22 protein-coding genes are annotated in these 25,330 nt (G+C 70.3%); 13 read left to right on the top strand and 9 right to left on the bottom strand.

Features of this window, described 5'->3' with window-relative positions:
- The first annotated feature begins 17 nt into the window (after positions 1-17).
- A complete protein-coding gene (locus tag H4W30_RS27540; RefSeq protein WP_192745482.1) occupies positions 18-863 on the top strand; it encodes an LLM class F420-dependent oxidoreductase in 846 nt (281 codons plus the stop codon).
- The gene (locus H4W30_RS27535; protein WP_034322416.1) at positions 860-1,849 is read left to right on the top strand and encodes a TIGR03557 family F420-dependent LLM class oxidoreductase; all 990 of its coding nucleotides are present in this window, start codon (positions 860-862) and stop codon (positions 1,847-1,849) included. Before H4W30_RS27540 ends, H4W30_RS27535 begins: the two co-directional genes overlap by 4 nt.
- 159 nt (positions 1,850-2,008) lie before the next feature.
- Here the strand turns inward: H4W30_RS27535 and kstR are convergent, their stop codons facing one another.
- Complete coding sequence (gene kstR / locus H4W30_RS27530) at positions 2,009-2,656, bottom strand: cholesterol catabolism transcriptional regulator KstR (RefSeq protein WP_192746841.1); 648 nt, start codon at positions 2,654-2,656, stop codon at positions 2,009-2,011.
- A gap of 145 nt (positions 2,657-2,801) precedes the next feature.
- On the opposite strand from kstR, the gene H4W30_RS27525 reads away from it, so the two are divergent.
- The 3 genes from H4W30_RS27525 to H4W30_RS27515 all read left to right on the top strand — a co-directional run bounded on the left by H4W30_RS27525 (position 2,802) and on the right by H4W30_RS27515 (position 8,942).
- On the top strand, positions 2,802-4,877 hold the full coding sequence (locus H4W30_RS27525; protein ID WP_192745481.1) for an acyl-CoA dehydrogenase family protein: 2,076 nt from the start codon (positions 2,802-2,804) through the stop codon (positions 4,875-4,877).
- Positions 4,878-4,992: 115 nt separating this feature from the next.
- Positions 4,993-7,758, top strand: coding sequence for a DEAD/DEAH box helicase (locus tag H4W30_RS27520; protein WP_192745480.1), 2,766 nt, complete (start codon positions 4,993-4,995; stop codon positions 7,756-7,758).
- Positions 7,758-8,942, top strand: a complete 1,185-nt coding sequence (locus H4W30_RS27515; protein ID WP_192745479.1) for an SWIM zinc finger family protein — start codon at positions 7,758-7,760, stop codon at positions 8,940-8,942. Before H4W30_RS27520 ends, H4W30_RS27515 begins: the two co-directional genes overlap by 1 nt.
- 160 nt (positions 8,943-9,102) lie before the next feature.
- On the opposite strand, the gene H4W30_RS27510 is transcribed toward H4W30_RS27515, so the two are convergent.
- Positions 9,103-10,350 carry an alpha/beta hydrolase gene (locus H4W30_RS27510; RefSeq protein WP_192745478.1) on the bottom strand — a complete coding sequence of 416 codons (1,248 nt, stop codon included), beginning with the start codon at positions 10,348-10,350 and terminating at the stop codon, positions 9,103-9,105.
- Between the two features lie 66 nt (positions 10,351-10,416).
- On the opposite strand from H4W30_RS27510, the gene H4W30_RS27505 reads away from it, so the two are divergent.
- The 7 genes from H4W30_RS27505 to H4W30_RS27475 all read left to right on the top strand — a co-directional run bounded on the left by H4W30_RS27505 (position 10,417) and on the right by H4W30_RS27475 (position 17,250).
- Complete coding sequence (locus H4W30_RS27505) at positions 10,417-11,808, top strand: WS/DGAT/MGAT family O-acyltransferase (protein ID WP_192745477.1); 1,392 nt, start codon at positions 10,417-10,419, stop codon at positions 11,806-11,808.
- Positions 11,809-11,896: 88 nt separating this feature from the next.
- Positions 11,897-12,961, top strand: coding sequence for an acyl-CoA dehydrogenase family protein (locus H4W30_RS27500; RefSeq protein ID WP_192745476.1), 1,065 nt, complete (start codon positions 11,897-11,899; stop codon positions 12,959-12,961).
- Positions 12,962-12,965: 4 nt separating this feature from the next.
- A complete protein-coding gene (locus H4W30_RS27495; RefSeq protein WP_192745475.1) occupies positions 12,966-14,138 on the top strand; it encodes an acyl-CoA dehydrogenase family protein in 1,173 nt (390 codons plus the stop codon).
- The gene (locus tag H4W30_RS27490) at positions 14,135-15,049 is read left to right on the top strand and encodes a bifunctional MaoC family dehydratase N-terminal/OB-fold nucleic acid binding domain-containing protein (protein WP_192745474.1); all 915 of its coding nucleotides are present in this window, start codon (positions 14,135-14,137) and stop codon (positions 15,047-15,049) included. Before H4W30_RS27495 ends, H4W30_RS27490 begins: the two co-directional genes overlap by 4 nt.
- Complete coding sequence (locus tag H4W30_RS27485) at positions 15,046-15,441, top strand: MaoC family dehydratase (protein WP_126737613.1); 396 nt, start codon at positions 15,046-15,048, stop codon at positions 15,439-15,441. The genes H4W30_RS27490 and H4W30_RS27485 overlap by 4 nt, the downstream gene beginning before the upstream one ends.
- The gene (locus tag H4W30_RS27480; protein ID WP_192745473.1) at positions 15,441-16,610 is read left to right on the top strand and encodes a lipid-transfer protein; all 1,170 of its coding nucleotides are present in this window, start codon (positions 15,441-15,443) and stop codon (positions 16,608-16,610) included. Before H4W30_RS27485 ends, H4W30_RS27480 begins: the two co-directional genes overlap by 1 nt.
- Positions 16,611-16,683: 73 nt before the next feature.
- Complete coding sequence (locus H4W30_RS27475) at positions 16,684-17,250, top strand: DUF5134 domain-containing protein (protein ID WP_192745472.1); 567 nt, start codon at positions 16,684-16,686, stop codon at positions 17,248-17,250.
- A gap of 57 nt (positions 17,251-17,307) precedes the next feature.
- Here H4W30_RS27475 and H4W30_RS27470 read toward each other — a convergent pair whose 3' ends face one another.
- From H4W30_RS27470 to kstD, 7 genes are all read right to left on the bottom strand, one after another.
- Positions 17,308-17,766, bottom strand: a complete 459-nt coding sequence (locus tag H4W30_RS27470) for a riboflavin kinase (protein WP_192746840.1) — start codon at positions 17,764-17,766, stop codon at positions 17,308-17,310.
- A gap of 101 nt (positions 17,767-17,867) precedes the next feature.
- Positions 17,868-18,617 carry a class I SAM-dependent methyltransferase gene (locus H4W30_RS27465; protein ID WP_192746839.1) on the bottom strand — a complete coding sequence of 250 codons (750 nt, stop codon included), beginning with the start codon at positions 18,615-18,617 and terminating at the stop codon, positions 17,868-17,870.
- Positions 18,618-18,669: 52 nt separating this feature from the next.
- The gene (locus H4W30_RS27460) at positions 18,670-19,533 is read right to left on the bottom strand and encodes a MaoC/PaaZ C-terminal domain-containing protein (RefSeq protein WP_192745471.1); all 864 of its coding nucleotides are present in this window, start codon (positions 19,531-19,533) and stop codon (positions 18,670-18,672) included.
- Between the two features lie 9 nt (positions 19,534-19,542).
- Positions 19,543-20,568, bottom strand: a complete 1,026-nt coding sequence (locus H4W30_RS27455) for a ferredoxin--NADP reductase (protein WP_192745470.1) — start codon at positions 20,566-20,568, stop codon at positions 19,543-19,545.
- Entirely contained in the window at positions 20,565-20,825 is a 261-nt protein-coding gene (locus H4W30_RS27450) for a hypothetical protein (protein ID WP_126737608.1), read from the bottom strand. Before H4W30_RS27450 ends, H4W30_RS27455 begins: the two co-directional genes overlap by 4 nt.
- Positions 20,822-21,961: a Rieske 2Fe-2S domain-containing protein gene (locus H4W30_RS27445; protein ID WP_126737607.1), complete on the bottom strand. Its 1,140-nt coding sequence runs from the start codon at positions 21,959-21,961 to the stop codon at positions 20,822-20,824. The genes H4W30_RS27450 and H4W30_RS27445 overlap by 4 nt, the downstream gene beginning before the upstream one ends.
- The gene (gene kstD, locus H4W30_RS27440; protein WP_192745469.1) at positions 21,958-23,628 is read right to left on the bottom strand and encodes a 3-oxosteroid 1-dehydrogenase; all 1,671 of its coding nucleotides are present in this window, start codon (positions 23,626-23,628) and stop codon (positions 21,958-21,960) included. The genes H4W30_RS27445 and kstD overlap by 4 nt, the downstream gene beginning before the upstream one ends.
- Before the next feature lie 99 nt (positions 23,629-23,727).
- On the opposite strand from kstD, the gene H4W30_RS27435 reads away from it, so the two are divergent.
- Entirely contained in the window at positions 23,728-25,326 is a 1,599-nt protein-coding gene (locus H4W30_RS27435) for an FAD-binding protein (RefSeq protein WP_192745468.1), read from the top strand.
- Positions 25,327-25,330 lie beyond the last annotated feature (4 nt).

The raw sequence follows: 25,330 nt of genomic DNA, 5'->3' as shown, positions 1-25,330 counted from the left end.
CCGGGTAGTTGCTGGGCATGGAGATCGGAATCGCCACCTTCATCACCGATGAAGGCATCAGGCCGGACGTCCTCGCCGCAGCCGCCGAAGAGCGCGGGTTCAGCTCGCTCCACATCGCCGAGCATTCGCATATCCCGGTCAGCCGGGAAACGCCGTACCCCGGCGGTGGCGAGCTGCCGCGGATCTACTACCGGACCCTGGACCCGTTCGTCGCGCTGACCGCGGCGGCCGGGGCCACGTCGAAGCTGAAGCTGGGGACGGGCGTCGCGTTGCTGCAGCAGCGCGACGTCATCCACACGGCGAAAGAGGTCGCTTCGCTGGACCTGGTCTCGCGAGGCCGGTTCGTCTTCGGCGTCGGCGTCGGGTGGAACCGGGAGGAAATGCGCAATCACGGCACGGATCCGCGCACCCGCGGCGCGCTCGTCGACGAGCAACTCGCGGCACTGAAGGAGATCTGGACGAAGGACGAGGCCGAATTCCACGGCGAGCACGTCGACTTCGACCCGATCTTCGCGTGGCCGAAGCCGGTGCAGAAACCACATCCGCCCATCTACATCGGCGGGGCCGGGCAGAAGGCGATGGAACGGATCGCCAAGTACGGCGACGGTTGGCTGCCGCACGCCTACACCCCGCCGGAGGAGCTTCGCCGGGCGCGCCAGTGGCTGGCCGACCAGGGCCGTAGCGACATCAGGTTCTCCGCCTTCGGCGCCACTCCGGAGGAGGACGCGCTGGGCAGGCTGGCCGAGGGTGGCGTCGACGAGGCGACGCTCTTCCTGCCGACCGAGCCCGAAGCGGAGACACTGGAACGACTCGACCAGTTCGCGAAGGTCGCCGAGAGCTTTCGAAAGGGGCAGCAGGCGTGACTGAGGTTCAAATCGGCTTGGCCGCGGCGCTGGAGCAGTTCTCTCCGCGCGAGTCGATCCGGCTGGCCGCGCTGGCCGAACAGCACGGATTTTCCGGCCAGATGGCCGCCGACCACTTCCAGCCGTGGGTCCCTCAACAGGGTGAAGCGTCGTTCGTGTGGAGCGTGCTCGCGTCGTTGGCGGAGAACACCACGGGCGATCTCGGGCCGGGGGTGACCTGCCCGTCGTTCCGGCTGCACCCGTCGATGGTCGCGCAGGCCGCGGCGACGCTGGAGGCGACCTACCCGGGCCGGACCTGGCTCGGCATCGGCTCCGGCGAAGCGCTCAACGAGCACATCATCGGCGGCTACTGGCCCGAAGCGCCCGAGCGCGTGCGGCGGATGTTCGAGGCGCTCGAGGTCATCCGGAAGCTGTTCACCGGCAAGGACGTCAAGCACAGCGGCGAGTTCTTCAAACTGCACACCACCAGGCTGTGGACGCTGCCGGACGAGCCGCCGCCGATCTACATCGCGTCGGCGGGCCCGTACACCTCACGCAAGACCGGTGAGCTCGCGGACGGGCTGATCACGCCGGGCGCGTCGATCGAGAAGCTGGCGGGGATCCTCGACAACTTCGGCACCGGCGCGCGGAAGGCAGGCAAGGACCCGGACTCGATGCCGAAGCTGCTGCAGGTGCACCTGTCGTGGGCCGAGGACGACGAGACGGCGTGGGCCAACGCGCTCGACCAGTGGCCCAACGGCGGCATGAAGTTCCCGAAGGCCGACATCCGCTCGCCGTTCGACTTCGCGCAGATGGCGAAACTGGTGCGGCGCGAGGACTTCGAGGGGCGCATGGTCGTCTCGTCCGATCCGGACGTGCACCGCGCCGCGCTGCAGAAGTACGTCGACGCCGGGTTCAACCGGATCTACATCCACAACGTGGGCCGGAACCAGGACCAGTTCATCGAGACGTTCGGCCGGGACGTGCTGCCGAAGCTGACCGCCTGATCCGCCTCGACGGTTCCAGCCTCAGGTACCTATGGGCTTCCGGCCGCTGGTGATCACCAGGGCGGTGCAACCGGGCCAAGCCCAGCACCCGGCGGAAGTCCGGTACCGAGTGGGTCTGGTCTCGTGAGTGGCAAGGACGGTTCTAACCGTCCTTGCCACTCACGAGTTCTTGTCCAGCAGCAGGTGCACCGACAGTTCCAGCCGGTTCGCGACGTCGGCCGCCGACGCGCGCCGCGTCACCCAGGCGACCAGGTTCGCCATCCAGACGTCGGCGATGACGTGGAAGATGTCGCGATCGGCCTCGGTCGGGTCCTCGATGCCCATGGCCTTGGCGAACATGTTCTCCATCAGCCGCCCGACCTGCTCGACCTCGGCGGCCGCGGTCGTGTCGGCGAACATGAACGCGCGGACCATCGCCTCGGTGAGGTGCGGATCCCGCTGCATCAGCCGGGTGTTGCGGCCGAGGACGAACATCAGCCGCTCGCTCGGGGTGTCGCCGGGGATGGCCGCTCGGTCGAGTTTCTCCTGCGCGCGTTCGAATTCCCTGGCCAGCCCGGAAACCAGCAGGTGGATCTTCGAGGGGAAGTAGCGGTACAGCGTGCCGAGCGCGACGTCCGCCTTCTCGGCGACCGCCCGCATCTGGACCGCGTCGTACCCGCCTTTCGCGGCGAGGGCGAGGGTCGCGTCGATGATGCGGCGCCGCCGGTCGCGTTGTGCCGCGGAGCCGAGTTCCTCGCCGCCCAGCGCGGAGAGACCATTGCCGCTGCGCGCCTTCGCGCTCGTGGGTGCCTTGGCCTTCCCTGGCATCGCCACGTCCCCCTTCGTCGGAACTTGTTCCACTTTCCTCACGTAGCGTACCTAAGCGGACGAACTGTTCAAGCCGTGACCCACTGGGCAAGAAACTGTAACACGTTCTACACTCGCGGGTAGGTCCGGCGAGGAGGTCTCACCCGTGTCGATCGCGCTCACCGAAGAACAGGCGGCCCTGGCCGCGTCGATCCGGGCTTGGGCGGCTTCCGCCCGTCCCGTCGATGCCGTCCGAAGTGGCCGGATCGCCGAGCCGCCACCGGGGCTGGCGGGACTCGGCTTGTTCGGCGTGGCGATTCCCGAAGACGTCGGCGGGGCGGGCGGCACGCTGGCCGATCTGGCCGCCGGGCTCGCCGAAGCGGCCGAAGCGCTCGTGCCCGGTCCGGTCCTCGGGACCGCGTTGGGCAGCGCGTTGCTCGCGACGGTTCCCCAGGCCGCCAAGGAGATCCTGCCCGATATCGCGGACGGGACGGAACGGCTGGCGGTGGTGCTCGGCGGCGCCTTCCGTATCGCGGATTCGGTGGTCGACGGCGAATCGGGTCCGGCACTCGACGTCCACCCGTCGGCGTGGACGCTGGTCTCGGACGGCCACGTCTCCGCGCTCATCCCACCGGGAGCGTCCGGAGTGGACATCGAGCCGGGCGAGCCGTTCGACGCCTCCCGGCCGGTCGGCCGGATCCGGTGCGCGAAGGTGCGGGCCGAAGCGGTTTTCGAGGCGCTACCGGTGGATTCCTACGCCGCCACACTCGGCGCCGCGGAGGCCGCGGGGATCGCGCGATGGTGTCTTCGGACCGCCGTCGAGTACGCGAAAGTGCGGGAACAGTTCGGCCGTCCGATCGGGTCGTTCCAGGCGATCAAGCATCTGTGCGCGGAAATGCTGTGCCGGGCCGAAGCGACCGACGCGCTCGCGTGGGACGCGGCGAGGGCGGCCGAAGACCCGGCGCAGCACGCCTTCGCGGCGGCGACCGCGGCGGCCTACGCGCTCGACGCGGCCGTGGCCAACGCCAAGGACTGCATTCAGGTCCTCGGCGGTATCGGCTTCACCTGGGAGCATGACGCGCACTTCTACCTGCGCCGCGCCGTCGCCCTGCGGCAGTGGCTCGGCGGTTCGGCCCGCTGGCGCCGGCGCGCAGCAGAACTCGCCCTGCGCGGCGACCGCCGGACATTGAGCGTCGACGTCGGTGAGGACGCCGGACTCCGTGACCTGGTAAGCGAAATCGCCGCCCTGCCCGAGCCGGAGCGGCGGGTCGCGCTGGCCGATTCGGGACTGCTGGCCCCGCATTGGCCGGCACCGTACGGCCGGGGAGCCACCGCGGCCGAGCAGCTGCGGATCGACGCCGCGCTCGACGGCGCGGGTCTCCGCCGCCCGGATCTGGTCATCGGCGGCTGGGCCGTGCCGACGTTGCTGGAACACGGTTCGGAGGAGCAGCGCGAACGGTTCGCCGCGCCCACGTTGCGCGGCGAGATCACCTGGTGCCAGCTGTTCAGCGAGCCCGAGGCGGGTTCCGATCTCGCGTCGCTCCGCACGACGGCCCGCCGAGTCGACGGCGGATGGCTGCTGAACGGCCAGAAGGTGTGGACCTCCCTCGCGCGCGAAGCCGATTGGGCGATCTGCCTGGCGCGCACCGATCCGGACGCGCCGAAGCACAAGGGGATCACCTACTTCCTCGTCGACATGACCGCCGGCGGGATCAGCACGCGCCCGCTGCGCGAGATCACCGGCGACGCCGTCTTCAACGAGGTGTTCCTCGACGACGTCTTCGTCCCGGACGAGATGGTGGTCGGGGAGGTCGACGGCGGCTGGCGGCTGGCACGGACGACGCTGGCGAACGAGCGCGTGGCCCTCGGAAGCGGCTCCGCGGTGGGGGAGGGCGTCGAGAATCTGCTCGCCACGCTCGGCGAGGACGCCGATCGGGAGCGGCTCGGCGCGCTGATCGCCGACGGAAGCGCGTGTTCGGTGCTGGACCTGCGGGCGACGCTGCGGCGGCTCGACGGGCAGGACCCCGGCGCCGAGTCGAGTGTGCGCAAGCTGCTGGGTGTGCGGCATCGGCAGGCGGTGGCGGAGTTCGCGCTGGAGTCGCTTGGTGAACGCGCCCTCGTGGACGGTGATCCGGCGCAGCACGAGTTCCTGCTGACCCGGTGCCTCAGTATCGCGGGTGGGACGACCCAGGTGCTGCTATCGCTGACGGCCGAGCGGCTGCTGGGGCTGCCTCGGTCCTGAAAGTCCCTGTCACGCCCTTTTCATGTGCCATGAAAGGCCCCTTCCTCGCGAAAACTGCCATGAAAGGACCTTTCACAGCACCGGCGACCGCGGGATGTCGGTCTCGTGCTCTAACGTGCGGGTCGTGGAGTTCGGCACAGGAACCCAGGCCACCTTCGTCCCCTCGGATCCCCCGCGGGACGGTGTGCTGGCGCTCTGGGGAGACGGCGTAGCGGGTGACACCGCGATCGAACTCGTGCTGCCGGTGGGAAAGGTCTTCCGGCGCACGAAGGTCGACGCGGCACTCGTCCCGTTGTCACGCGCGATTCCGCGGCTGCTGACCGCGGACGGCGACCTGAGCCCGGCCATCGCGGCGTGGTCGGCTGTCGCCGAAGCCGGGGTGAACCTCATCGCCCGCGGCAGGCTGCTGCCCGCGGCCTCACCCGGCGGGGTGGATTCGTGGCGGGTCGGGCCGCTCGACGTCGCCGACGAGGAGATGCTGCGCGGGCTCGCCGCCGCGCTGCCTCCCGAGGCGCACGCGCTGCCGTTGTCCGGGCTGAAACGGATCCGGCTGCATTCGCCGGAGTCGCTGATCCGCGCGCTCTGGGACGCCACGGCGGACGTGCTGGTCCGCACGCCCGCCGCGAGCGTCGCGGCGGGCGGCTCGGCGTTCGCCGCGACCGAGCCGACGCTGGTCGGGCCGGACGGTGCCGCGTGGCTGGCGGAGCTGAGCGCCCGCCAGGCACAGGGCGCGCATCTCGTTCTGCGCATGGAGGTGCACGAACCCGAAAATCCCGAGGAAGAGCCCACGTTCGCCGCCGTCCTCGCCGTGCGGAGCGCGGCGGATCCGAGCCTGATCGTCGAGGCGGCGACGCTGTGGGACGCGCCCGAAGCGGTGCTGGAACGGATGGGCGAGCAGGTCGAGACGCAGTTGCTGCTCGGCCTGCGCCGAGGCGCCAGGGCCTGGGCTCCGCTCGGCCGCATGCTCCGGTCCGCCGCGCCGACCGGGCTGGCGCTGGAGTACGACGAGGTCGTCGACCTGCTGACCCACGGGGACGCGGCGCTCGGCGGCGCCGGCATCGAGGTGCAGTGGCCGAAGGACCTCTTCGCGGGTGAGCTCAAGGCGAAGGCGAGCGCGACGCAGGCACCCGGCAGTGTCACCGGTCCCGAGTTCACGCTCAAGAGCCTGCTGCAGTTCCGCTGGCGGCTCAGCCTCGGCGACGAAGACCTCACCGACGCCGAGGTCACCGCTCTCGCGGAGGCCAAGCGACCGCTGGTGCGGCTGCGGGGGAAATGGGTCAAGGTCGACGCGCGCCTGCTCGCCAAGGTGCGCGCCCACCGCGCGAAGAAGCTGTCCGGAGCCGAGGCGCTGGCCGCGGCGCTCACCGGCGAACTGGAGCTGGACGGCGAAAAGATCGAGTTCACCGCACCGTCGGCGGTGACGGGGCTGCTCCAGCGGATCCGGGAAAGCGCGGCGGAACCGATCGAGCAGCCCGCGGAGCTGAAGGCCACCCTGCGGCCCTATCAGAAGGCGGGTCTGGCTTGGCTCGCGACGATGACCGGGCTCGGTCTCGGCGCCTGCCTCGCCGACGACATGGGGCTCGGCAAGACGATCCAGCTCATCTCCCTGCACCTGCACCGCCGTCCCCTCGGCGAGGGCCCCACCCTGGTCCTGTGCCCGACGTCGCTGCTGGGCAACTGGGAACGCGAGTTCGCCCGGTTCGCGCCGGGCATCCCGGTACGCCGGTTCCACGGCGGTGGTCGGCATCTCGACGAGGTCGCGCCGGACGAGGTCGTGCTCGCCACGTACGGCGTCCTCCGCCGGGATCGCGAGACACTGTCCGAAGTGGACTGGGGGATGATCGCCGCCGACGAGGCGCAGCACGTCAAGAACCCGCTTTCGGTCACCGCCAAGGAGCTTCGGAAGATCCCGGCCGCCGCGAAGGTCGCGCTGACCGGCACGCCGATGGAGAACCGGCTCACCGAGCTCTGGTCCATTGTGGACTGGACGACGCCTGGGCTGCTCGGCTCGCTCGAAGGGTTCCGCCGCAAGGTGGCCCGCCCGATCGAGCGCGACCGTGACGTCGCCGCCACCGAACGCCTCGCCACGACCGTGCGCCCGTTCCTGTTGCGCCGCAAGAAGACCGACCCGGACATCGCCCCCGAGCTCCCGCGCAAGACCGAGACCGACCGGTTCGTCCCGCTCACCGCCGAGCAGACGACGCTGTACGAGGCCGTGGTCCGGGAGAACCTCGCGATGATCCGCGAGCTCGACGGGGTGGCGCGGCGCGGGCAGGTGCTCAAACTGCTCACCGAGCTCAAGCAGATCTGCAACCATCCGGCGCAGTACCTCAAGGAGCCGGGGGTGCTGCACGGCCGGTCCGGGAAGCTGGCCGCGTTCGAGGAGCTGCTCGACGTCATCCTCGACGAGGGCGACAGCGTGCTCGTGTTCAGCCAGTACGTCCAGTTGTGCCGTCTGCTGGAGAAACGCCTCGCGGAACGCGGGCTGCCGACGATGCTGCTGTCCGGGTCGAGCACGCCCCAGGTCCGGGAGGACATGGTCGCCCGGTTCCAGGCGGGCGAGGTGCCGGTGTTCCTGCTTTCGCTCAAGGCGGGCGGTGTCGGGCTCAACCTGACCAAGGCCACCCACGTGATCCACTACGACCGCTGGTGGAACCCGGCGGTCGAGGACCAGGCCACCGACCGCGCGTACCGGATCGGGCAGGACCGGCCGGTCCAGGTGCACCGGCTGATCGCGGAGGGCACGCTCGAGGAGCGCATCGCCAGGGTGCTGGAGACCAAACGCGGCCTGGCGGACGCGGTCATCGGCGCGGGCGAGAACTGGATCACCGAACTGTCCGACGACGAGCTCGCCGATCTCGTCCGGCTCGGGGAGCCCTGATGCCCGGTGTGACAGGACGGAAACGGCGTACCTTCGGCAACACGTGGTGGGGCAAGGCGTGGGTCGAGGCCCTGGAGGAACGCGCCAAACTCGATCCGAACCGGCTGCCGCGCGGGCGGACGTACGCGCGCAAGGGCACGGTCAGCAAGCTCACGGTCGGCGCGGGCGAGGTGACGGCGTGGGTGCAGGGCAGCCGGGCGGTGCCGTACCGGGTGACCATCCACATGCGGGCGTTCACCGATTCGCAGTGGGAGAGCCTGCTCGGCATGGTCGGCTCCCGGCTCGGGCACGTCGCGGCCCTGCTCGACGGCGAGCTGCCCGGCGAACTGGCCGAGGACGCGCGAGCCGCCGGCGCGGACCTGCTGCCCGGCCCCGGGGATCTGCGCCCGAAGTGCTCCTGTCCCGACAGCGCGAACCCGTGCAAGCATGTCGCCGCGGTGTACTACCTGGTCGCGGACGAGGTCGACGCCGATCCGTTCGTGCTGTTCCTGCTGCGCGGCAGGCCGAGGGAGGCCGTGCTGGCGGAGCTGCGGTCGCGCCGAGCTCCCGCGAGCACGCCGGGCAAGCGGGTGCGCGCCCCCGCCGCGCCCGGAGTGGATCCGAAACGCGCGTACACCCGGCGGATCGCCGCGCTCCCGCCGCGCCCGGCCGTCCCCGCCACGGTCGGGCCACCCGCGGTCCTCGACCTCGACCCGCCGCACCGCACCGGCTGGAGCGGTGAGATGTTCGTCGAACTGGCGGCCGACGCCGCCGCGAGGGCCTGGGAACTGCTGGTCATGGGGCCCGAGCGCGAGGTGGAGCTGTCGTTCGAGGAAGACCTCGCTCGCCGCGCGGCGGCGAGCGACCCCGATGTGGTCGCCGAACTCGCCGAGGCGGCCGGTGTCGCGGTGCGGGATCTGGCTCTCTGGGCGCAGGCCTGGCGTGAGGCGGGCCGGGGCGGGATGGCGGTGGTCCGGGAGGCGTGGCGGCCTGGGCAGGCACCGCTCGCCCAGGCCAGGGCGGACCTCGCCGAATCGGGGCTGCCGGGGACGCCGAAGACCTGGCGGAACCGGATCACCCAGGGCGACCTGCAACTGCGCTACGGCCGGGACGAACGGTGGTACCGCTTCGTGCGCGACGGCGAAGGCTGGCGAGTCGACGGCCCGTCCTCCGCCCGCCCGACCGACGTGATCTACCCGCCCTGACCCTCGTGTCCCGGTCGGAAGTGCTGCCGCGAAAGCCACTTTCGCGACGTCTGGTGTCCCGAAAGTGGCTTTCGCGACGCCCGGTGGAGAGCGTTGGGGCCGCCCCGGACCCACGCTTAGCCGCGCCGGCCCAACCTCGCACCACGGCGACAACCGACACTCACGACTCGCTGGACCGGCGCCGCCAGGTGCGGTAGCTCCACTCCAGGAACCGTTCCACCCCGCGCACGACGTGGGCACTGCGGATCGAGGGGAAGACGTCGAAGGCGTGCTGCGCCCCGGAGATCTCCGCGTACGCGACCTCACGCCGGGACTTGTCCCGCAGGCGCCGCACGAATTCGCGGGCCTCGCCCACCGGCACCAGCGAGTCGTGGACGCCGTGGATGACGAAGAACGGCGGCGCGTCCTCGGTGATCCGGTCCAGCGGTGACGCCGCGATGTAGTCGTTGAGGAAGTTCTCCGGATCCCGGTCCGCCTCGAAGACGTGCCGGGCGATCAGCGTCTTCAGCCGGGCCTGGCTGGAGCGCCGTCCGCTGGTGGCGGCGAAGTCGTACACGCCGTAGTGCGGCGCGCACGCCTGGATGCTCGTGTCGGCTTCGGTGAAGCCGGGCTGCAACGCCGGGTCGTTCGCGGTCAGTGCCAGCAGCGCGGCGAGATGCCCGCCCGCGGAGCCGCCGGTGACAGCGACGAACGACGGGTCGCCGCCGTAGGACTCGGCGTTGTCCCGGATCCAGGCCAGCGCGCGTTTCGCCGCGACGATATGCGCGGGCCAGCGGGCGGCGGGGGAGAGCGGGTAGTTGATCGCGATGCAGATCCAGCCGCGTTTGGCCATGTGCAGCATCAGCGGCAGGCCCTGCTGGTCCTTGTTGCCGATCACCCAGGCGCCACCGTGCACCTGGAGCAGGATCGGCGCGCCGGTGACCGGTTCGCGCGGGGTGTAGACGTCGAGCAGGAACCGCTTCCCGCCGGGCGCGTAGGCGATGTTGCGGGTCCGGCGCACCGCCGGGTCGCGCATGCGGAACGGCATGGCCAGCTGGCCCCACGGCGTCGCGAGGTCGGTCGGGCTCGGCGGGTGCTCGAGTTCGTCGATGTAGGCCTTGCCGATGCCTTCGGTGAGCGCGGTCTCGATCTCGTCGCGGGCCCGCTGGGACTGCGCGATCAGGGTGCCGAGCCCGGCCGCCGACGCCGCCGCGAGGGCGAGCCCGGCCTTGCTCGAACCGCCCCGGTGCCGGGCGACATGGGCCGCGACGTCGGCCGCGGTGAGCGCGAGCAGATGCGGCGCGAGCTCCCCGGTGAGCCAGCCCGCGAAGAACGCCGGGATCGCCGTGCGCGCACCTCTCGGCGGCTTCAGCGCGTTCGCGGTGAGCGCGAGCTGGAGGGCCTGGCGGACGACGAAACTCGGCTGCATGGGCACCGATCCTACCGCCGGGTGACCGCCTAGAACGGGTTGCAAAGTTCACTTAAGGTGCTTCTCATGCAGAGATTGAGCGGTCTGGACGCGAGTTTCCTCTACCTGGAGACACCGGCCCAGGTGCTGCACATATGCGGGCTGCTCACCGTGGACGGTTCGACCATGCCCGGCGGCTACGATTTCGAACGCTTCAAGGAGAAGCTGGCCGAACGGGTCGAGCTGATCCCGGCGTTCCGGCGCAAACTGCACAATCCACTCTGGAATCTGGCGCATCCGGTCTGGGTCGAGGACGAGGACTTCGACCTCGAAGCCCACGTTCACCGGATCGGCGTACCCGCGCCCGGCGACCGGCGGGAACTGGCCGCACTCTGCGCCCACATCGCGGGACAACGACTGGACCGCGCGCAGCCGCTCTGGCAGTTGTACGTCATCGAAGGCCTGGCCGGCGGCGAGGTCGCGGTCCTGCTGAAGATGCATCACGCCAGCGTCGACGGGGTCGGCGGTGCCAGCCTGATCAGCTACCTCGCCGGGCTCGAGCCGGACGCCCCGCCGCCGGAGGTCGCGAAGGACGAACGCGACAACGCGGGCGTTCCCGGCAGGCGCGCGCTGTTCGGTTCCGGGCTGACGTCGTTCGTGAAACGGCCGGTCGAGCTCGTGAAGCTGCTGCCCGACCTGTTCGAACTCGTGCCGAGATGGCTGGGTAAAGCGTTGCAGGGCAAGGGAATGCCGGTCCCGTTCACGGCGCCGCGCACGTCGTTCAACGGGACGATCACCGCGCACCGCAGCGTCGCCTACGCCTCTCTCGATCTCGACGACGTCAAGCAGGTCAAGGACGCCTTCGGGGTCACCGTCAACGACGTCGTCCTCGCCGTGGTTTCCGGCGCGCTGCGGCAGTTCCTGCGCGACCGGGGCGAACTGCCGGAGGATCCGCTGGTGGCGACCGTGCCGGTGTCGGTGCACGGCCGGACCGAACGCGAGCACGGCAGCAACAAGGTCTCGGCGTTCTTCGCCTCATTGCCGACCCATCTCGACGATCCCGCCGCGCGCGTGTTCATGCTCGCGGAATCCAACCGGCTGTCGAAGGACCATCACCACACCATCGACGCCGACATGCTCCAGGACTGGGCGCAGTTCTCGGCGGCGACGATGTTCGGCCTCGCGGTGCGCGCGTATTCCGCGCTGCGCCTGGCCGAACGGCATCCGGTGGTGCACAACCTGGTGGTCTCCAACGTGCCGGGGCCGCCGATGCCGCTGTACCTGCTGGGCTGCCGGGTCACCGGGCTCTACCCGCTCGGCCCGGTGTTCCACGGCGCCGGGCTCAACGTCACCGTGCTGTCCAACGCGGGGAGGGTCGACGTCGGCCTGCTCGGCGCGCGCGAACTCACCGGCGACCTGTGGCCGCTCGCCGACCACTTCCCCGACGCGCTCGCGGAACTGCTCAAAGCCACCTCCTAGATCCCCACCCCTTGCCGTCACGGCTCCTTCCGGTTAAGACTAGAACAGGTTTCAATATTGTGCCCGTTCGCCCCGGTGAGGAGCCAGTGTGGACTTCCAGTTCGACGAGACGCAGACCGAGGTCACCGCGCTGGCCGCGCGCGTCCTCGGCAAGGAGCGCGAGCCCGCGGACACGTGGCGCGCGCTGGCCGACGCCGGTCTGCTCGCCCTGGCGCTGCCCGCCGAACTCGGCGGTGACGGCCTGGGCGTCGCCGAAGTCGCCTTGGTGCTGACCGAACTCGGGCGCGTCGCCTCGCCGACACCCGCGCTGGCGTCGCTAGCGTTCGGCGTCCTGCCGGTCACCGCGCTGGGCGGGCCCGATCAGCGTTCGGCGTTGCTCCCGTCGGTCGCCGCGGGCGAAGCCGTGCTCACCGCGGCACTGCACGAGCCTTCCGCGCCGTTCACCACCCGGCCCGCGACGGTCGCGGAGTCGGCCGGGGACTGGCGCCTCAGCGGCGTCAAGGTCGGCGTGCCGTTCGCGGCGGAGGCGACGCGGATCCTGACGCCCGCCTCGATGCCGGGCGGTACCGGTGTCTTCCTCGTCGATCCCCACGCGGACGGCGTGACGCTGACGCCCACGAGAACCTCTTCCGGCACACCGGATTACACGATGACGCTCGATTCGGTGACCGTCACCGACGCCGATCTCCTCAACGGGCACGGCCCCGGCGAGTCGATCGCGACGCTGCACCGGTTCGCGCTCGCGGGCGCCGTGGCGTTCGGCGACGGGCTGCTCGCCGGCGCGCTCGCGCTGACCACGAAACACGTCGGCGAACGTGAGCAGTTCGGGCGGCCGCTGGCGGCGTTCCAGGCGGTGGCGCAACAGATGGCGGACGTCTACGTCGCCTCGCGGACGGTCCAGCTGGCCGCGCGGTCGGCGGTCTGGCGGCTCGCGGCGGGGCTCGACGCCGAGGCGGAACTCGACATCGCGGCCTACTGGCTGGCGGAGGAGGCGCCCGCGGCGTTGGCCGTCTGCCATCACCTGCACGGCGGGATCGGCGTGGACGAAACGTATCCACTGCACCGGTTCTCGTCGGCGGTCAAGGATCTGGGACGAACGCTCGGCGGCGCCACGCATCGGCTGGCCGGCCTGGGCGAACTGGTGGCGGGGTGAACCGATGCTGATCGAACTGACCGCGGCGCAACACCAACTGCGCTCCGAACTGCGAAAGTACTTCGCCGGGCTGGTGAGCGCCGACGAGCGGCGAGCGATGCTGCGGGAGCGGCACGGCCCGGTGTACCGCGAGATCGTGCGGAGGATGGGCCGCGACGGCTGGCTCGGCGTCGGCTGGCCGGAACAGTACGGCGGCCGGGGGTTCGGCGAGATCGAGCAGCACCTCTTCGTCGACGAGGCCGCCCGCGCCGACGTCCAGCTGCCGTCGGTGACCTTGCAGACCGTCGGGCCCACGCTTCAGGCGTACGGCACCGAGGAACAGAAATCGCTGTTCCTGCCCAAGATCCTCGCCGGTGAAGTGCATTTCGCCATCGGCTACACCGAACCCGACGCGGGAACGGACCTCGCGGCGTTGCGCACGACAGCGGTGCGCGAGGGGGACGAATACGTCGTCAACGGCCAGAAGATCTTCACCACCGGCGCGCACGACGCCGACTACATCTGGCTCGCCGTCCGCACCGCGCCGGACGCGCCGAGGCACAAGGGGATGTCGATCCTCATCATGGACACCCGCGATCCGGGCTATTCGTGGACGCCGATCATCACCTGCGACGGCGCGCACCACGTGAACGCCACCTACTACTCGGACGTCCGCGTGCCCGCGAACATGCTGGTGGGCAAGGAGAACGAGGGCTGGCGGCTGATCACCACGCAGCTGAACCACGAACGCGTCATGCTCGGCCCCGCCGGGCGGATCGGTGGTCTCCACGACCGCGTCCGCGACTGGGCGGCGTCCAGGAAGGCGCCGGACGGGACACCGTTGCTCCAGCTACCCGACGTGCGGGCCGTGCTCGCGGAAACCCTGGCGACCGCCCGGGTCAACGAACTGCTGAACTGGCAGGTCGCGGCGTCGTCGGCGAGCGGACCGGTGGCGGTGGCCGACGCGTCGGCCACCAAGATCTTCGGTTCCGAACGTATCCAGCGGCTGGCGAGGAGACTGGAGGAGATCGTGGCGCGACACGGCGACCAGGCCGACGCCGAAACCGCGGAACTGGCGCTGTGGCTGGACGTGGTGGCCAAACGCAATCTGGTGCTCACCTTCGGCGGCGGGGTCAACGAGATCCAGCGAGAGCTGATCGCCACCGCCGGACTCGGACTGCCGAGGGTGCCGCGATGAGCATCCAGGAAGCCGCCGAACGCATCGCCGCGCGCGGGGAATCCGCGCCGAGGGCCGCGCGCGACGCGGTCAACCAGGCGATGGTGAACAACTGGGTCGAAGCCATCGGCGACCGCAATCCGGTGTACGTGGACGAAGAGTTCGCCGCCAAGAGCGTCCACAAGGGACTCGTCGCGCCGCCCGCGATGGCGCAGGTGTGGACGATGGGCGGGCTGCACTGGACGAGGGCGTCGGACGACCCGCTCGGCGCGATGATGGAGGTGCTCGACGAAGCCGGGTTCACCTCGGTCGTCGCGACGAACTCCGAGCAGAACTACTTCCGCTATCTCCGTCACGGTGAACGGGTCGAAGCGACCGCGAAACTCGAAAGTGTCGTCGGGCCGAAGCGGACCGCGCTGGGCGATGGCTGGTTCGTGACGACGAAGACCACCTGGTACGTCGGTGACGAGGCCGTCGCGGACATGGTGTTCCGGGTGCTGAAGTTCCGTCCGCCGGGCGCCGAGCCCGCCAAGGCGGCCGCGCCCGTGTTGCGGCCGGTGATCAGCAAGGACACCGAATTCTTCTGGTCGGGCCTGCGTGACGGGGAACTGCGGATCCAGCGGTGGGGCGAGACCCTGCGGCATCCGCCCGGCCCGATGCCCCCGGACGGCGACTTCGACGCGAAGCCGGACTACGTCGTCGCGTGCGGACGGGGAACCGTCTACAGCTACGTGGTGCACCACCATCCGAAGGTGCCCGGCAAGGATCTGCCGTTCGTGGTCGCGCTCGTCGAGCTGGAGGAAGGTGTCCGGGTGATGGGCGAGCTGCTCGACGCCGATCCGGAAACCGTCCACATCGGACTTCCGGTGGAGGCCGCCTTCGTGAAGATCGACGAGGAACTGACGTTGCCCGCTTGGAGGGTCGCGCGATGAAGGACTGTTCGGTCGGCACCGAGCTGCCGCCACTGAAGATCGAGGCGACCCCCACGTTCGTGGTGAGCACCGCGCTGGCGACGCGGGACTTCCAGGACGTCCACCACGATCGCGACGCCGCCGTCCAGCGCGGGTCCAAGGACATCTTCCTCAACATCCTCACCGACACCGGCTTGGTGCAACGATTCGTCACCGACTGGGCGGGGCCGGAGGCGTTCGTACGCTCGATCAAGATCCGGCTCGGCGTGCCCTGTTACGCCTACGACACGCTGACCTTCACCGGGCGGGTCACGGAACGGGACGGCGACGACGTGGTGGTCGCGGTGTCCGGTGTGGACAGTCTCGGCGAGCACGTCGTCGGAACCGTGGCGATCACGCTGGGAGGCGAGTGATGACCCTGTCCGGACGGGCGGCCATCGCCGGGATCGGTGCCACGGAGTTCTCGAAGGATTCCGGACGCAGCGAGCTTCGGCTGGCGGCGGAAGCGGTTTCGAGCGCGCTGAAGGACGCCGGGCTCGCTCCGTCCGATGTGGACGGTCTGGTGTCGTTCACCATGGACGGCAACAGCGAGATCGCCGTCGCGCGGGAACTCGGCATCCCCGAACTCAAGTTCTTCAGCCGGATCCACTACGGCGGCGGGGCCGCGGCCGCGACCGTGCAACAGGCCGCGATGGCCGTCGCGACCGGGGTCGCGGACGTCGTCGTCGCGTACCGGGCGTTCAACGAACGGTCCGGCATGCGGTTCGGCCAGGTGTCCTCGGCCGCGGCGGGGCAGGTGAACTCCTCCGGCGTCGACAACGCGTTCCACTACCCGATGGGGATCGCGACCCCGGCCGCGACCGTGGCCATGCTCGCCCGGCGGTACATGCACGAGTACGGCGCGACCAGCGAGGACTTCGGCCGGGTGGCCGTCGTCGACCGCGCCCGCGCGGCGACCAACCCCAAGGCCTGGTTCTACGGAAAGCCGATCACGCTCGAAGAGCATCAGGCCTCCCGCTGGGTCGCCGAGCCGTTGCACCTGCTGGACTGCTGCCAGGAGAGCGACGGCGGGGTCGCCCTGGTCGTCGTCAGTGCCGAGCGGGCGCGCGACCTGCCGCACCGGCCCGCCGTGATCGCGGCGGCCGCGCAGGGGAGCGGGCCGGACCAGTACGTGATGACCAGCTACTACCGCGACGATCTCCCGGCGCTGCCCGAAATGGGGGTGGTGGGGCGGCAACTCTGGGAGCAGTCCGGGTTGGGTCCCGGCGACATGGACCTCGCCGTGCTGTACGACCACTTCACCCCTTATGTCCTGATGCAGCTGGAAGAACTCGGCTTCTGCGGGAAGGGCGAGGCCAAGGACTTCATCGGCGGCGGCACGCTGGAGCTCGACGGGAAACTCCCGCTCAACCCGCACGGCGGACAACTGGGGGAGGCCTACATCCACGGGATGAACGGCATCGCCGAGGGGGTCCGGCAGCTCCGCGGCGACGCCGTCAACCAGGTCGGCGGGGCGTCGCGCGTGCTGGTGACCGCCGGCACCGGCGTACCCACGAGCGGATTGGTCCTGACCGCGGGCTGACATCACCTCAATGCCCGATGGTGTACTAGAGCGGTACCTGCCACGGTGAAGGGGTTACCGGCCGGGAGGTGCCATGTCTGGACCAATCGTCGTCGCGTGGACCCTGACCGCGGTGTTCGCCGCGCTCGTCCTGCCCTGCGTGCTGAGACTGGTCCGGCTGGACTACGGCAGGCAGGGCGCGGCGGTCCGCAACGGCGACCTGGCCGAACTGCTGCTCGTCGTCGCGATGGTCGCGATGCTGTCCCCGGTCGGCGGCCCGATCCCGGCGGCGGGCTGGCAGGCGGTGCTGGCGCTGACCGCGGGCTGGTTCGCCGTCTCGTGGTGGAAGGGGCGGCGGTCGGGGCACACCTCGTGCGGGCACCACGCCGTCTCCGCCACCGCGATGCTGTTCATGGTGACGTTCATGCCGCACAGTGACGTCACCCATGGTCCGTGGCTGGTGATGTCCGGCCCCGGCGCCACCTCGGCACTGTGGCTTTCGCTGATCTTCGGTGCCGTGGCCGCGTATTTCGCGGCGGACGCCGTGCGCGCCGGATTGCTCGCGGCGCGGGGCGGCGGCGATGGCCAGATGTCGCGGCGGGTGTGCCGGGTGATCATGGGACTGGGGATGGGTTACATGCTGCTGGGCGCGGCGGTCTGACGTCTCGGGGGTGTGTTGCGAAAGCCACTTTCGCAACGCCCGCGCAGACGGTACAGATCAGGCGTGCGGGACGCGGCGCACGACACCGGCCTCCGCGGTGCCCGCCTCGGGCAGACCGTCGGCCGGGTTCTCCGCGGCCCACTTGCGGGCGTCGGCGATGTCCTTGTTCAGCGCGACGATCAGCGCTTCCGACGACGGGTACGCCTCCTGCTCGCGCAGGTGATGGCCGAGCCACACGGTCAGGACCTCGCCGTAGAGGTCGCCGCTGAAGTCCAGCAGGTGCGCCTCGACGAGCCGGTAGCCGTCCGCGCCGTAGTAGGTCGGCCGCCTGCCGACCGAGACCGCCGCCGCGATCCGGGTGCCGTCGGCACGTTCGGCCCAGCCCGCCCACACTCCGTCGCCGACTTGGCCGTCTTGGTCGCGCAGCGCGATGTTGGCGGTCGGGAAGCCCAGTTCCCTGCCGCGCTGATCGCCCTTCTCCACCTGGCCACGGACCACGAAGTACTCCGCCGTCATGCCGCTCCCGTCCCCTGCCGTCACGAAAGCCATGAATACCATGCCTCGCGGCCGGGGTCGACCGCCGCTCACGCCGCGGGAGCCGTCCACTGTGTACTGAATCACGTGGTGACGAGCCGGTACCCCAGGTCGAGTTCCGTCCGGCCGAGCAGGCCGACGTGATGCCGGTGCCAGTGCCCGTCCGCGAGATCGGCGCGCAGCCGCTCGACGGCCGTCGCGACGACGTTCCGGTCCAGCAGCGCCACCCCGGACATCCCCGCGCGCACACGCTCGGACAGGTAGGCCTCCGGCCTGCGCCAATACGCGCCGAGGAACCCGTCGACGCAGTCCGACGGCACCGGCAGGGGAGCCACCGTGGGAGTCTGCCCGGCCGCGGTCAGTTCCTCGACGACCCGGTCGAGGCAGGCCAGCCTGCTCTCGTGTTCGGCGATCTCCGGCAGGTAGTCCCGCACCAGCCAGAACCGGGCGAACACCGCCTGATCCCAGGTCACGATCACCTGGCGGCGGGACACGCGTCGCAGCTCGGCCAGCCCGGCGGTCACGTCGGTCCAGTGGTGCACGGTCAGCACCGCCAGGGCGGCGTCGAAGGCGCCGTCGGGGAAGGGGAGCCCTTCCGCGCACGCCTGCACGGCCGGGGCCGCGGTGGACGGGCGCTGCGCGATCATCCGCCGCGACGGCTCGACGGCCACCACGTCGCGGTCTTCCGGCTCGTAGGAACCGGCTCCGGCCCCGACGTTGACCACCGAGCGCGCGTCGCCGAGAGCGGCGGTGACGGCGGCGGCGATGCGGGGATCCGGGCGTCTCGATCGCGCGTAGTCCCGGCCGAGTTCGGCATACGGGTCCGAGATCAAGGGGCGCACCTGCCCGAGTCTAGCCAGAGCCGCTACCTGCGGGAACGAGGATTCAGTCTGTCGTGGTCAAGAAAGTGTCGGAAAGGACCGGTGCCTCGTCCCGGTCCGGTGCCGTGGTGGTGATCACCAGCCCGGCCGGCTCGCGCCAGACCCGGGTCCGCAGTGGCTCGCCGGGGAAGACGACGCCGGCGAACTTGGCCGAGAACGACGCGACGCGGGCGGTGTCGCCGTCGAGGAATTCGTCGGTGACGGCCTTCGCGATGACGCCGTAGGTGCACAGGCCGTGCAGGATCGGCTTGTCGAACCCGGCCGCCGCGGCGAACGCGGGATCGGCGTGCAGGGGGTTGCGGTCCCCGCAGAGCCGGTAGAGCAGCGCCTGCTGCGGCAACGTCGGCGTGTCGATGACCGCGTCCGGCTCCCGCGACGGGAGCTCGACGCGGTCGGACGGGCCGCGTTCGCCGCCGAAACCCCCTTCGCCACGGGCGAAGATGCTCGACCGCAGTGTCCACAATGGAGTGCCGGTCGAGTCGGTGGCGACCGTCTCGTTCACGATCACGGCCGCCTTGCCCTTGTCGAAGACGTCGACGATCCGCGTGCGCGCCACGGCCTTCCCCGACGTCGGGATGGGCCGGTGCGCGATCACCTCCTGCTTGCCGTGCAGCACTTTCCCGAGGTCCACCTCGACACCGGGGAACGAGACCGCGGGCGGCTCGAACACGCGCAGGTTCGCCGCCACGGTGGCGAACGTCGGCAGCACCTGGAGGCCGTCCTCGTAGGTGTAGCGCAGTTCGCGCGGGCTCATCGGGTCCGCGCCGGCGCCCAGCGCCAGGTGGTAGAGCTGCACGTCGGACGCGGTCCAGGCGAAGCTCACCTCGCCGAGGTCGGCGCCGATCGCGACCGAGGGATCGATGGGCACGGAAAGCTCCTACTCGTAGGTGACGGTGACGTCGTCGGTCAGCGGCAGGGACTGGCACGCCAGCACGATGCCTTCGGCGATGTCGTCGCCGTCGAGGACCTCGTTGTTCAGCATCTTCACCTCGCCGGAGGTGACCCGGCAGGCGCAAGCGCTGCACTGGCCCTCGCGGCACGAGTACGGCGCGTCGAAACCCTTTTCCAGCAACAGGTCCAGCAGTTTCGTGCGGCGCGGCCAGGTGAGCTTCTTCGTCTCGCCGTCGAGGGTGACCTCGACCGACGCGGGGGTCTCGGCCTCTTCGGCGGCGACGGGTTCGGCCACCTCGAACGGGTTCCCGCCCAGGGAAAGAAACCGCTCCAGGTGGATCCGCTTGCGCGGCAGCCCGAGGTCCTTGAGCACCGTGCGCGCGGCGTCCATGAACGGCCCCGGGCCGCAGATGAACGCTTCGTGCGCGGAGTACGGCGCCACCAGCGCGCGCAGGTGCGCCTCCGTCGGCAGTCCTTGCAGGCTCTCCAGCCAGTGCACGACGACCAGCCGGTCGGAGTACCGGGCGGCGAGATCCGCCAGTTCCCGGGCGAAGATCACCGAACCTTCGTCCCGATTGGCGTACAGCAGCACCACCTTACCGGTGCCGTGCTCCAGCGCGGACTTGAGGATCGACATCACCGGCGTGATACCGCTGCCGCCCGCGAGCAACAGGAAGTCTTCATCGAGCGACGCGGGGCTGAACACCCCGGCCGGCGGCAGCACCTGGACCTCCTGGCCGGCCCGCAGGTTGTCGCAGAGCCAGTTCGACCCGTAACCGTCGGCGGTGCGCTTGACGGTGACCTGCACCCGGCCCTCGTGCGGCGCGCTGGAGAGCGAGTAGCAGCGGGCCACCGACCCGGTCCGGTCGCTCGGCACGCGCAGCGTGAGGAACTGCCCTGGGGTGTAAGCGAAAACGGAGGCGTGCTCGGCCGGGATCTCGAACACGATCGACCGCGCGTCGGCCGTCTCGGTGATCACCTCGGCCACGGTCACGGTGACGGGACCGCTCATTCGGGCACCTCCAGCAGGCCGTCCTTCAACGCGGCGTCGATGCTGTCGCTGAGATTGCCGCAGGTGTCGAGCAACGCCGTCTGCGCCCCGGACGCCTTCTGTTCGGCGAACACCGGGCAGCTCCGGGACGCGTCACTCGTCCACTGGATGCTGGTGTGCTGCATGCTGTTCTTCTTGACCAGCACGCACGTCCCGCAGGCGCGGCAGCTCAGCGGCCGCAGCCCGGCGGTGAGGAATTCGACGGTCTCGGGCTTCACACCCCGGCCTCTTCCGCCTGCTGCCGTGCCAGGTTGTCGGCCACCTCCGCCGCCCAGACCTCGTTGGCGCGGCTGGTGTCCACTTCGAACTCGAACCGCCGCGTCATGTCCTCGGTGACGTCGGCCGCGTCCACATAGAACTGGTCGTACCAGCGGCGCAGCTGATAGACCGGCCCGTCCTCTTCGCACAGCAACGGGTTGTCGATGCGGGTCTTGTTGCGCCAGATCTCGACGTCCTGCAGGAAGCCGACGCCGATGCCCTTGGCGAACTTCCCGGCGATCTTGTCCGCGTGCTCGTCCGAGACGCCCTCGAACTTCTTCACGCTCACGCCCCACTGCAGCACGAACGAGTTCTCGGTGACCGGGTAGTGGCAGTTGATCAGCACGTTCTCGATCTCGAAACCCTGGTACGTGTTGAGCAGCTTGTTGATCATGTACGACGGCCCGAAGTACGACGCCTCCGACCGCAGCAGGTTCTCTTCGCCGCCGTAGTTCGACGCCATTCCCTTGTCCGGGCGGCCCTTCGTGTTCAGGTACTGCGTGGCGATATGCCCCTCGAACACGTTCTTGAAGTAGGTCGGGAAGGCGTAGTGGATGTAGAAGAAGTGCGCCATGTCGACCATGTTGTCGATGATCTCGCGGCAGTTGGAACCCTCGATGAGCACCGAGTCCCAGGTCCAGTTGCTCCACTCGCCGGTGAAGATGCCCTCGATCCGCGGGATGACGACGTCCTCGGGCGGCGGGTTGCCTTCCGGGTCGTGCCAGACGAACAGCTGCTTGTTCTCCTCCAGCACCTGCCACGACTTCGTGCGCGCCCGCAGCGGAACCCGTTTGGCGTAGGGGATCGAGACGCATTTGCCGTTGCCGTTCCAGCGCCAGTCGTGGAACGGGCAGGCGATCTCGTCACCCTTGACCTCACCCTGGGTGAGGTCGCCGCCCATGTGGCGGCAGTACCCGTCGAGCACGTTCAGCTTGCCGGACGAATCGGCGAAGACCACCAGTTTCGTCCCGAACGCCGTGATGGCGTGCGGCTTCCCGTCGCGGAACGACTCGGCGAGGCCGAGACAGTGCCACCCGCGCGCGAACCGCGTGGGGGGCGCGCCCGCGTCGATCTGCCGTACGGATTCCGTCGTCATCGGCTGCCTCCCGCTTTGGTGTGATCTTGCTGCGCGAGGTGCTCGGCCGCAAGGTAGCCGAACACCATCGCCGGGCCGATCGTCGCGCCGGGGCCCGCGTAGGTGCGGCCCATCACCGCCGCGCTCGTGTTGCCCGCCGCGTAAAGCCCTTCGATCACCGACCCGTCCTCGCGCAGGACGCGCGCGTGCGGGTCGATCCTCAATCCGCCCTTGGTGCCCAGGTCGCCGGGCACGATCTTCACCGCGTAGTACGGCGCGACGTCCAGCGGGCCCAGGCTCGGGTTGGGCTTGTTCCGCGGGTCGCCGTAGTAGTGGTCGTACGCGCTGCGCCCGCGGTGGAAGTCTTCGTCCACGCCGCTCTTCGCGAAGCCGTTGAACCGGCGCACGGTGGCTTCCAGCGCGTCGGCCGGCACCTCGATCCGTTCGGCGAGTTTCGCGACGGTGCTCGCTTTGACCGCGATGCCCGCTTTGAACCAGCGGCCGGGCAGCGGCTGCCGCGGGCCGAGGCCGGTGAACATGTACCGGTTGCGGTTGCGCTGGTCGAACACCAGCCAGGTCGGAATGTTCGCGCCGGGGCCGTCACCGTCGCCGTACATCGCGTGCACGGCTTCGACGTACGGCGCAGATTCGTTCACGAAGCGTTCGCCCCGTGCGTTGACCATGAGGCAGCCCGGCCGCGACCGTTCGGCGAGCGCGAACCACGGGCCGCCGGTGAGCGGGATGGACGGGCCCCACCAGGCGTCGTCCATCAGGTCGACGGCCGCGCCGAGTTTGAGCCCGGCGTCGATCGCGTCGCCGGTGTTGGCCTCGGCGCCTACGGTCCACTCCGTACCGATGGGCGCGCGCTGGTACTTGACCCGCATCTCTTCGTTGCGCTCGAACCCGCCCGCGCCGAGGACGACGCCGAGCCGCGCGCGGATCGTCTTTTCCTCACCCTCATGGCGGACCACGACGCCGGTCACCCGGTCGCCTTCGCTCTTGAGGTCCACCAGGGGTGTGTTCAGCCAGACGGGGACATCCGCCCGGCGAAGACCTTCACGCAGACCGGCCGCAAGCGCTTGCCCCATGGAAAGCAGCCGCTGACGGCGGACCCGGCCGGCCAGCCAGCGCCCGCCGAGACTCAGCACGCGGAGGACGCCGCGCGGATGCCGGGCGAGCAGGCTCAGCCACCGGTAGTCCGCCTGGGTGATCGGGGCGCCGAGCGGGGGAGCGCTGTACGGCGGCTCCAGATTCGCCAGCTCCGGGCCGAGCAGGTTGCCGTCGAGCGCGGCCGGCTCCACCGACCGTCCGCCCGCGCGCCCGCCGGGGGCTTCCGGGTGGTAGTCCGAGTAGCCGCGGACCCAGCGGAAGCGCAACGGCGTCTTGTCGCAGACGAAGGACAGCACCTCGGGGCCGCGGTCGAGGAAGGCCGACCGGAGTTCGGCGGGGACGACGTCACCGACGATCGCTTCGAGGTACTCGCGTGCCCGTTCCGGGGACTCCTCGATCCCGGCCGCCCGCAGCGCGTGGTTACCGGGGATCCAGACGCCGCCGCCGGAGCGCGCCGTCGAACCGCCGAAGTGGGCGGCCTTCTCCACGACCAGGACCTCGAGTCCCCGGTGGGCTGCGGACAGTGCGGCGGTCATCCCGGCGGCACCACTGCCGACCACGATCACGTCGTACTCCATACGCCCCTCACCTGAAACACGTTGTAGGAAGCATGTAGCAGCATCCGCGCTGCTCCAGTCACCATAGACGAGAACGTGTTCTAGTTCTAGGGTGGGGGCATGGACTCCCTCGTCGCGGATGTGGTGATCGTGGGTTTCGGTGCGGCCGGCGCCTGTGCGGCGATCGAGGCCGCCGACGCCGGTGCCCGGGTACTGGTGCTGGACCGCTTCTCCGGCGGTGGCGCTAGCGCGGTCAGTGGTGGTGTCGTCTACGCCGGGGGCGGGACGGCGCAGCAGCGGGACGCGGGCGTCGACGACAGTGTCGACGCGATGTACGACTACCTGCGCCTGGAGGTCGGCGACGTCGTCTCCGAGGAGACCCTGCGGCGGTTCTGCGCGGGTAGTACGGAGATGATCTCGTGGCTGGAAGGCAACGGCGTCCCGTTCGAGGGCAGTCTGTGCCCGTACAAGACGTCTTATCCGAGCGACAAGCACTATCTGTACTACTCGGGCAGCGAGGCGGCCGGCGGGTTCCGCGACGCCGCCAAGCCTGCGCCGCGCGGGCATCGCGTCAAAGGGCCCGGCACCTCGGGAAAACTGCTGATGAAACGCCTGGCCGACGCGGTCCGGAGCCGCGGGATCCAGGTCTTGCCGCAGACGGCGGCGCGAAACCTGATCGTGGACGCCGACGGGGCCGTGACCGGCGTCGTCGTGTCCACCCTGCGGGACGCTCCCGCTCGTGTGCGAGCCGCGCACCAGAGGCTGTCGGCGTATGCCGCCAAACCGGGGATCTACGTGCCCTCGCTGCGGAAGTCACTGCACCGGCGGGTGGAACGCATCGAGCGTCGCTACGGCCGTGAACTGCGGGTTTCCGCCTCACGCGGGGTCGTGCTCGCGGCGGGCGGGTTCATCGCGAACCGCGAGATGGTGCGCGAGCACGCGCCCGCGTATCGCGGCGGGCTGGCGCTCGGGACGTCGGCCGACGACGGCTCCGGCATCCGCATGGGGGTCGAGGCGGGCGGGGCCACCGCGGAACTCGGGCGGATCTCCGCCTGGCGGTTCATCACCCCGCCGTCGGCGTTCCTCGGCGGCCTGCTCGTGGACAAGACCGGTGGCCGCATCATCGACGAGTCCCGGTACGGGGCGGCCGTCGGCGAACGCATGATCACCGGCCATGAAGGGCGTGGCTGGCTGCTGGTCGACGACGCCATCGTCCAGGAGGTCCGGCGGGACGCGCGCGGGCAAAGTCAATGGTTCCAAGGACTTCAGGTGCGGTACCTGCTGCGGCAGCGCGTCGTCGCCGGGTCGCTGGACGAGGTCGCGCGCAAGGCGGGCGTCGATCCCGGCGGGCTGGCCGCCAGTGTCGAGGCGGCGAGGTCCGGCGCGGATCCGACGGGAAAGCCCGCGGAGTTCGCGCGGCCGCTGGACCGGGCGCCGTACTCGCTGATCGACGTCTCGATCAAGCCGAACCTCGGCTATCCGTGCCCGATGCTGACGCTGGGCGGCCTGGTCGTGGACGAGGACACCGGCGCGGTGCGGTCCGCTGCCGGCGCCCCGATCCGCGGGCTGTACGCGGCCGGCCGGACCGCGGTGGGAATCTGTTCTAGGTCCTACGTGAGCGGTCTGTCGCTGGCCGACTGCGTGTTTTCCGGTCGGCGTGCCGGACTGCACAGTGCCCTCGACCGGGGATCGGTCGACAAAAACGAGAACGTGTTCTAGTCTT

Source organism: Amycolatopsis roodepoortensis (genome assembly GCF_014873915.1).
Taxonomy (GTDB): domain Bacteria; phylum Actinomycetota; class Actinomycetes; order Mycobacteriales; family Pseudonocardiaceae; genus Amycolatopsis; species Amycolatopsis roodepoortensis.
The sequence above is the reverse complement of the archived record's forward strand: the minus strand, read 5'-3'. Positions and strand labels throughout refer to the sequence as shown.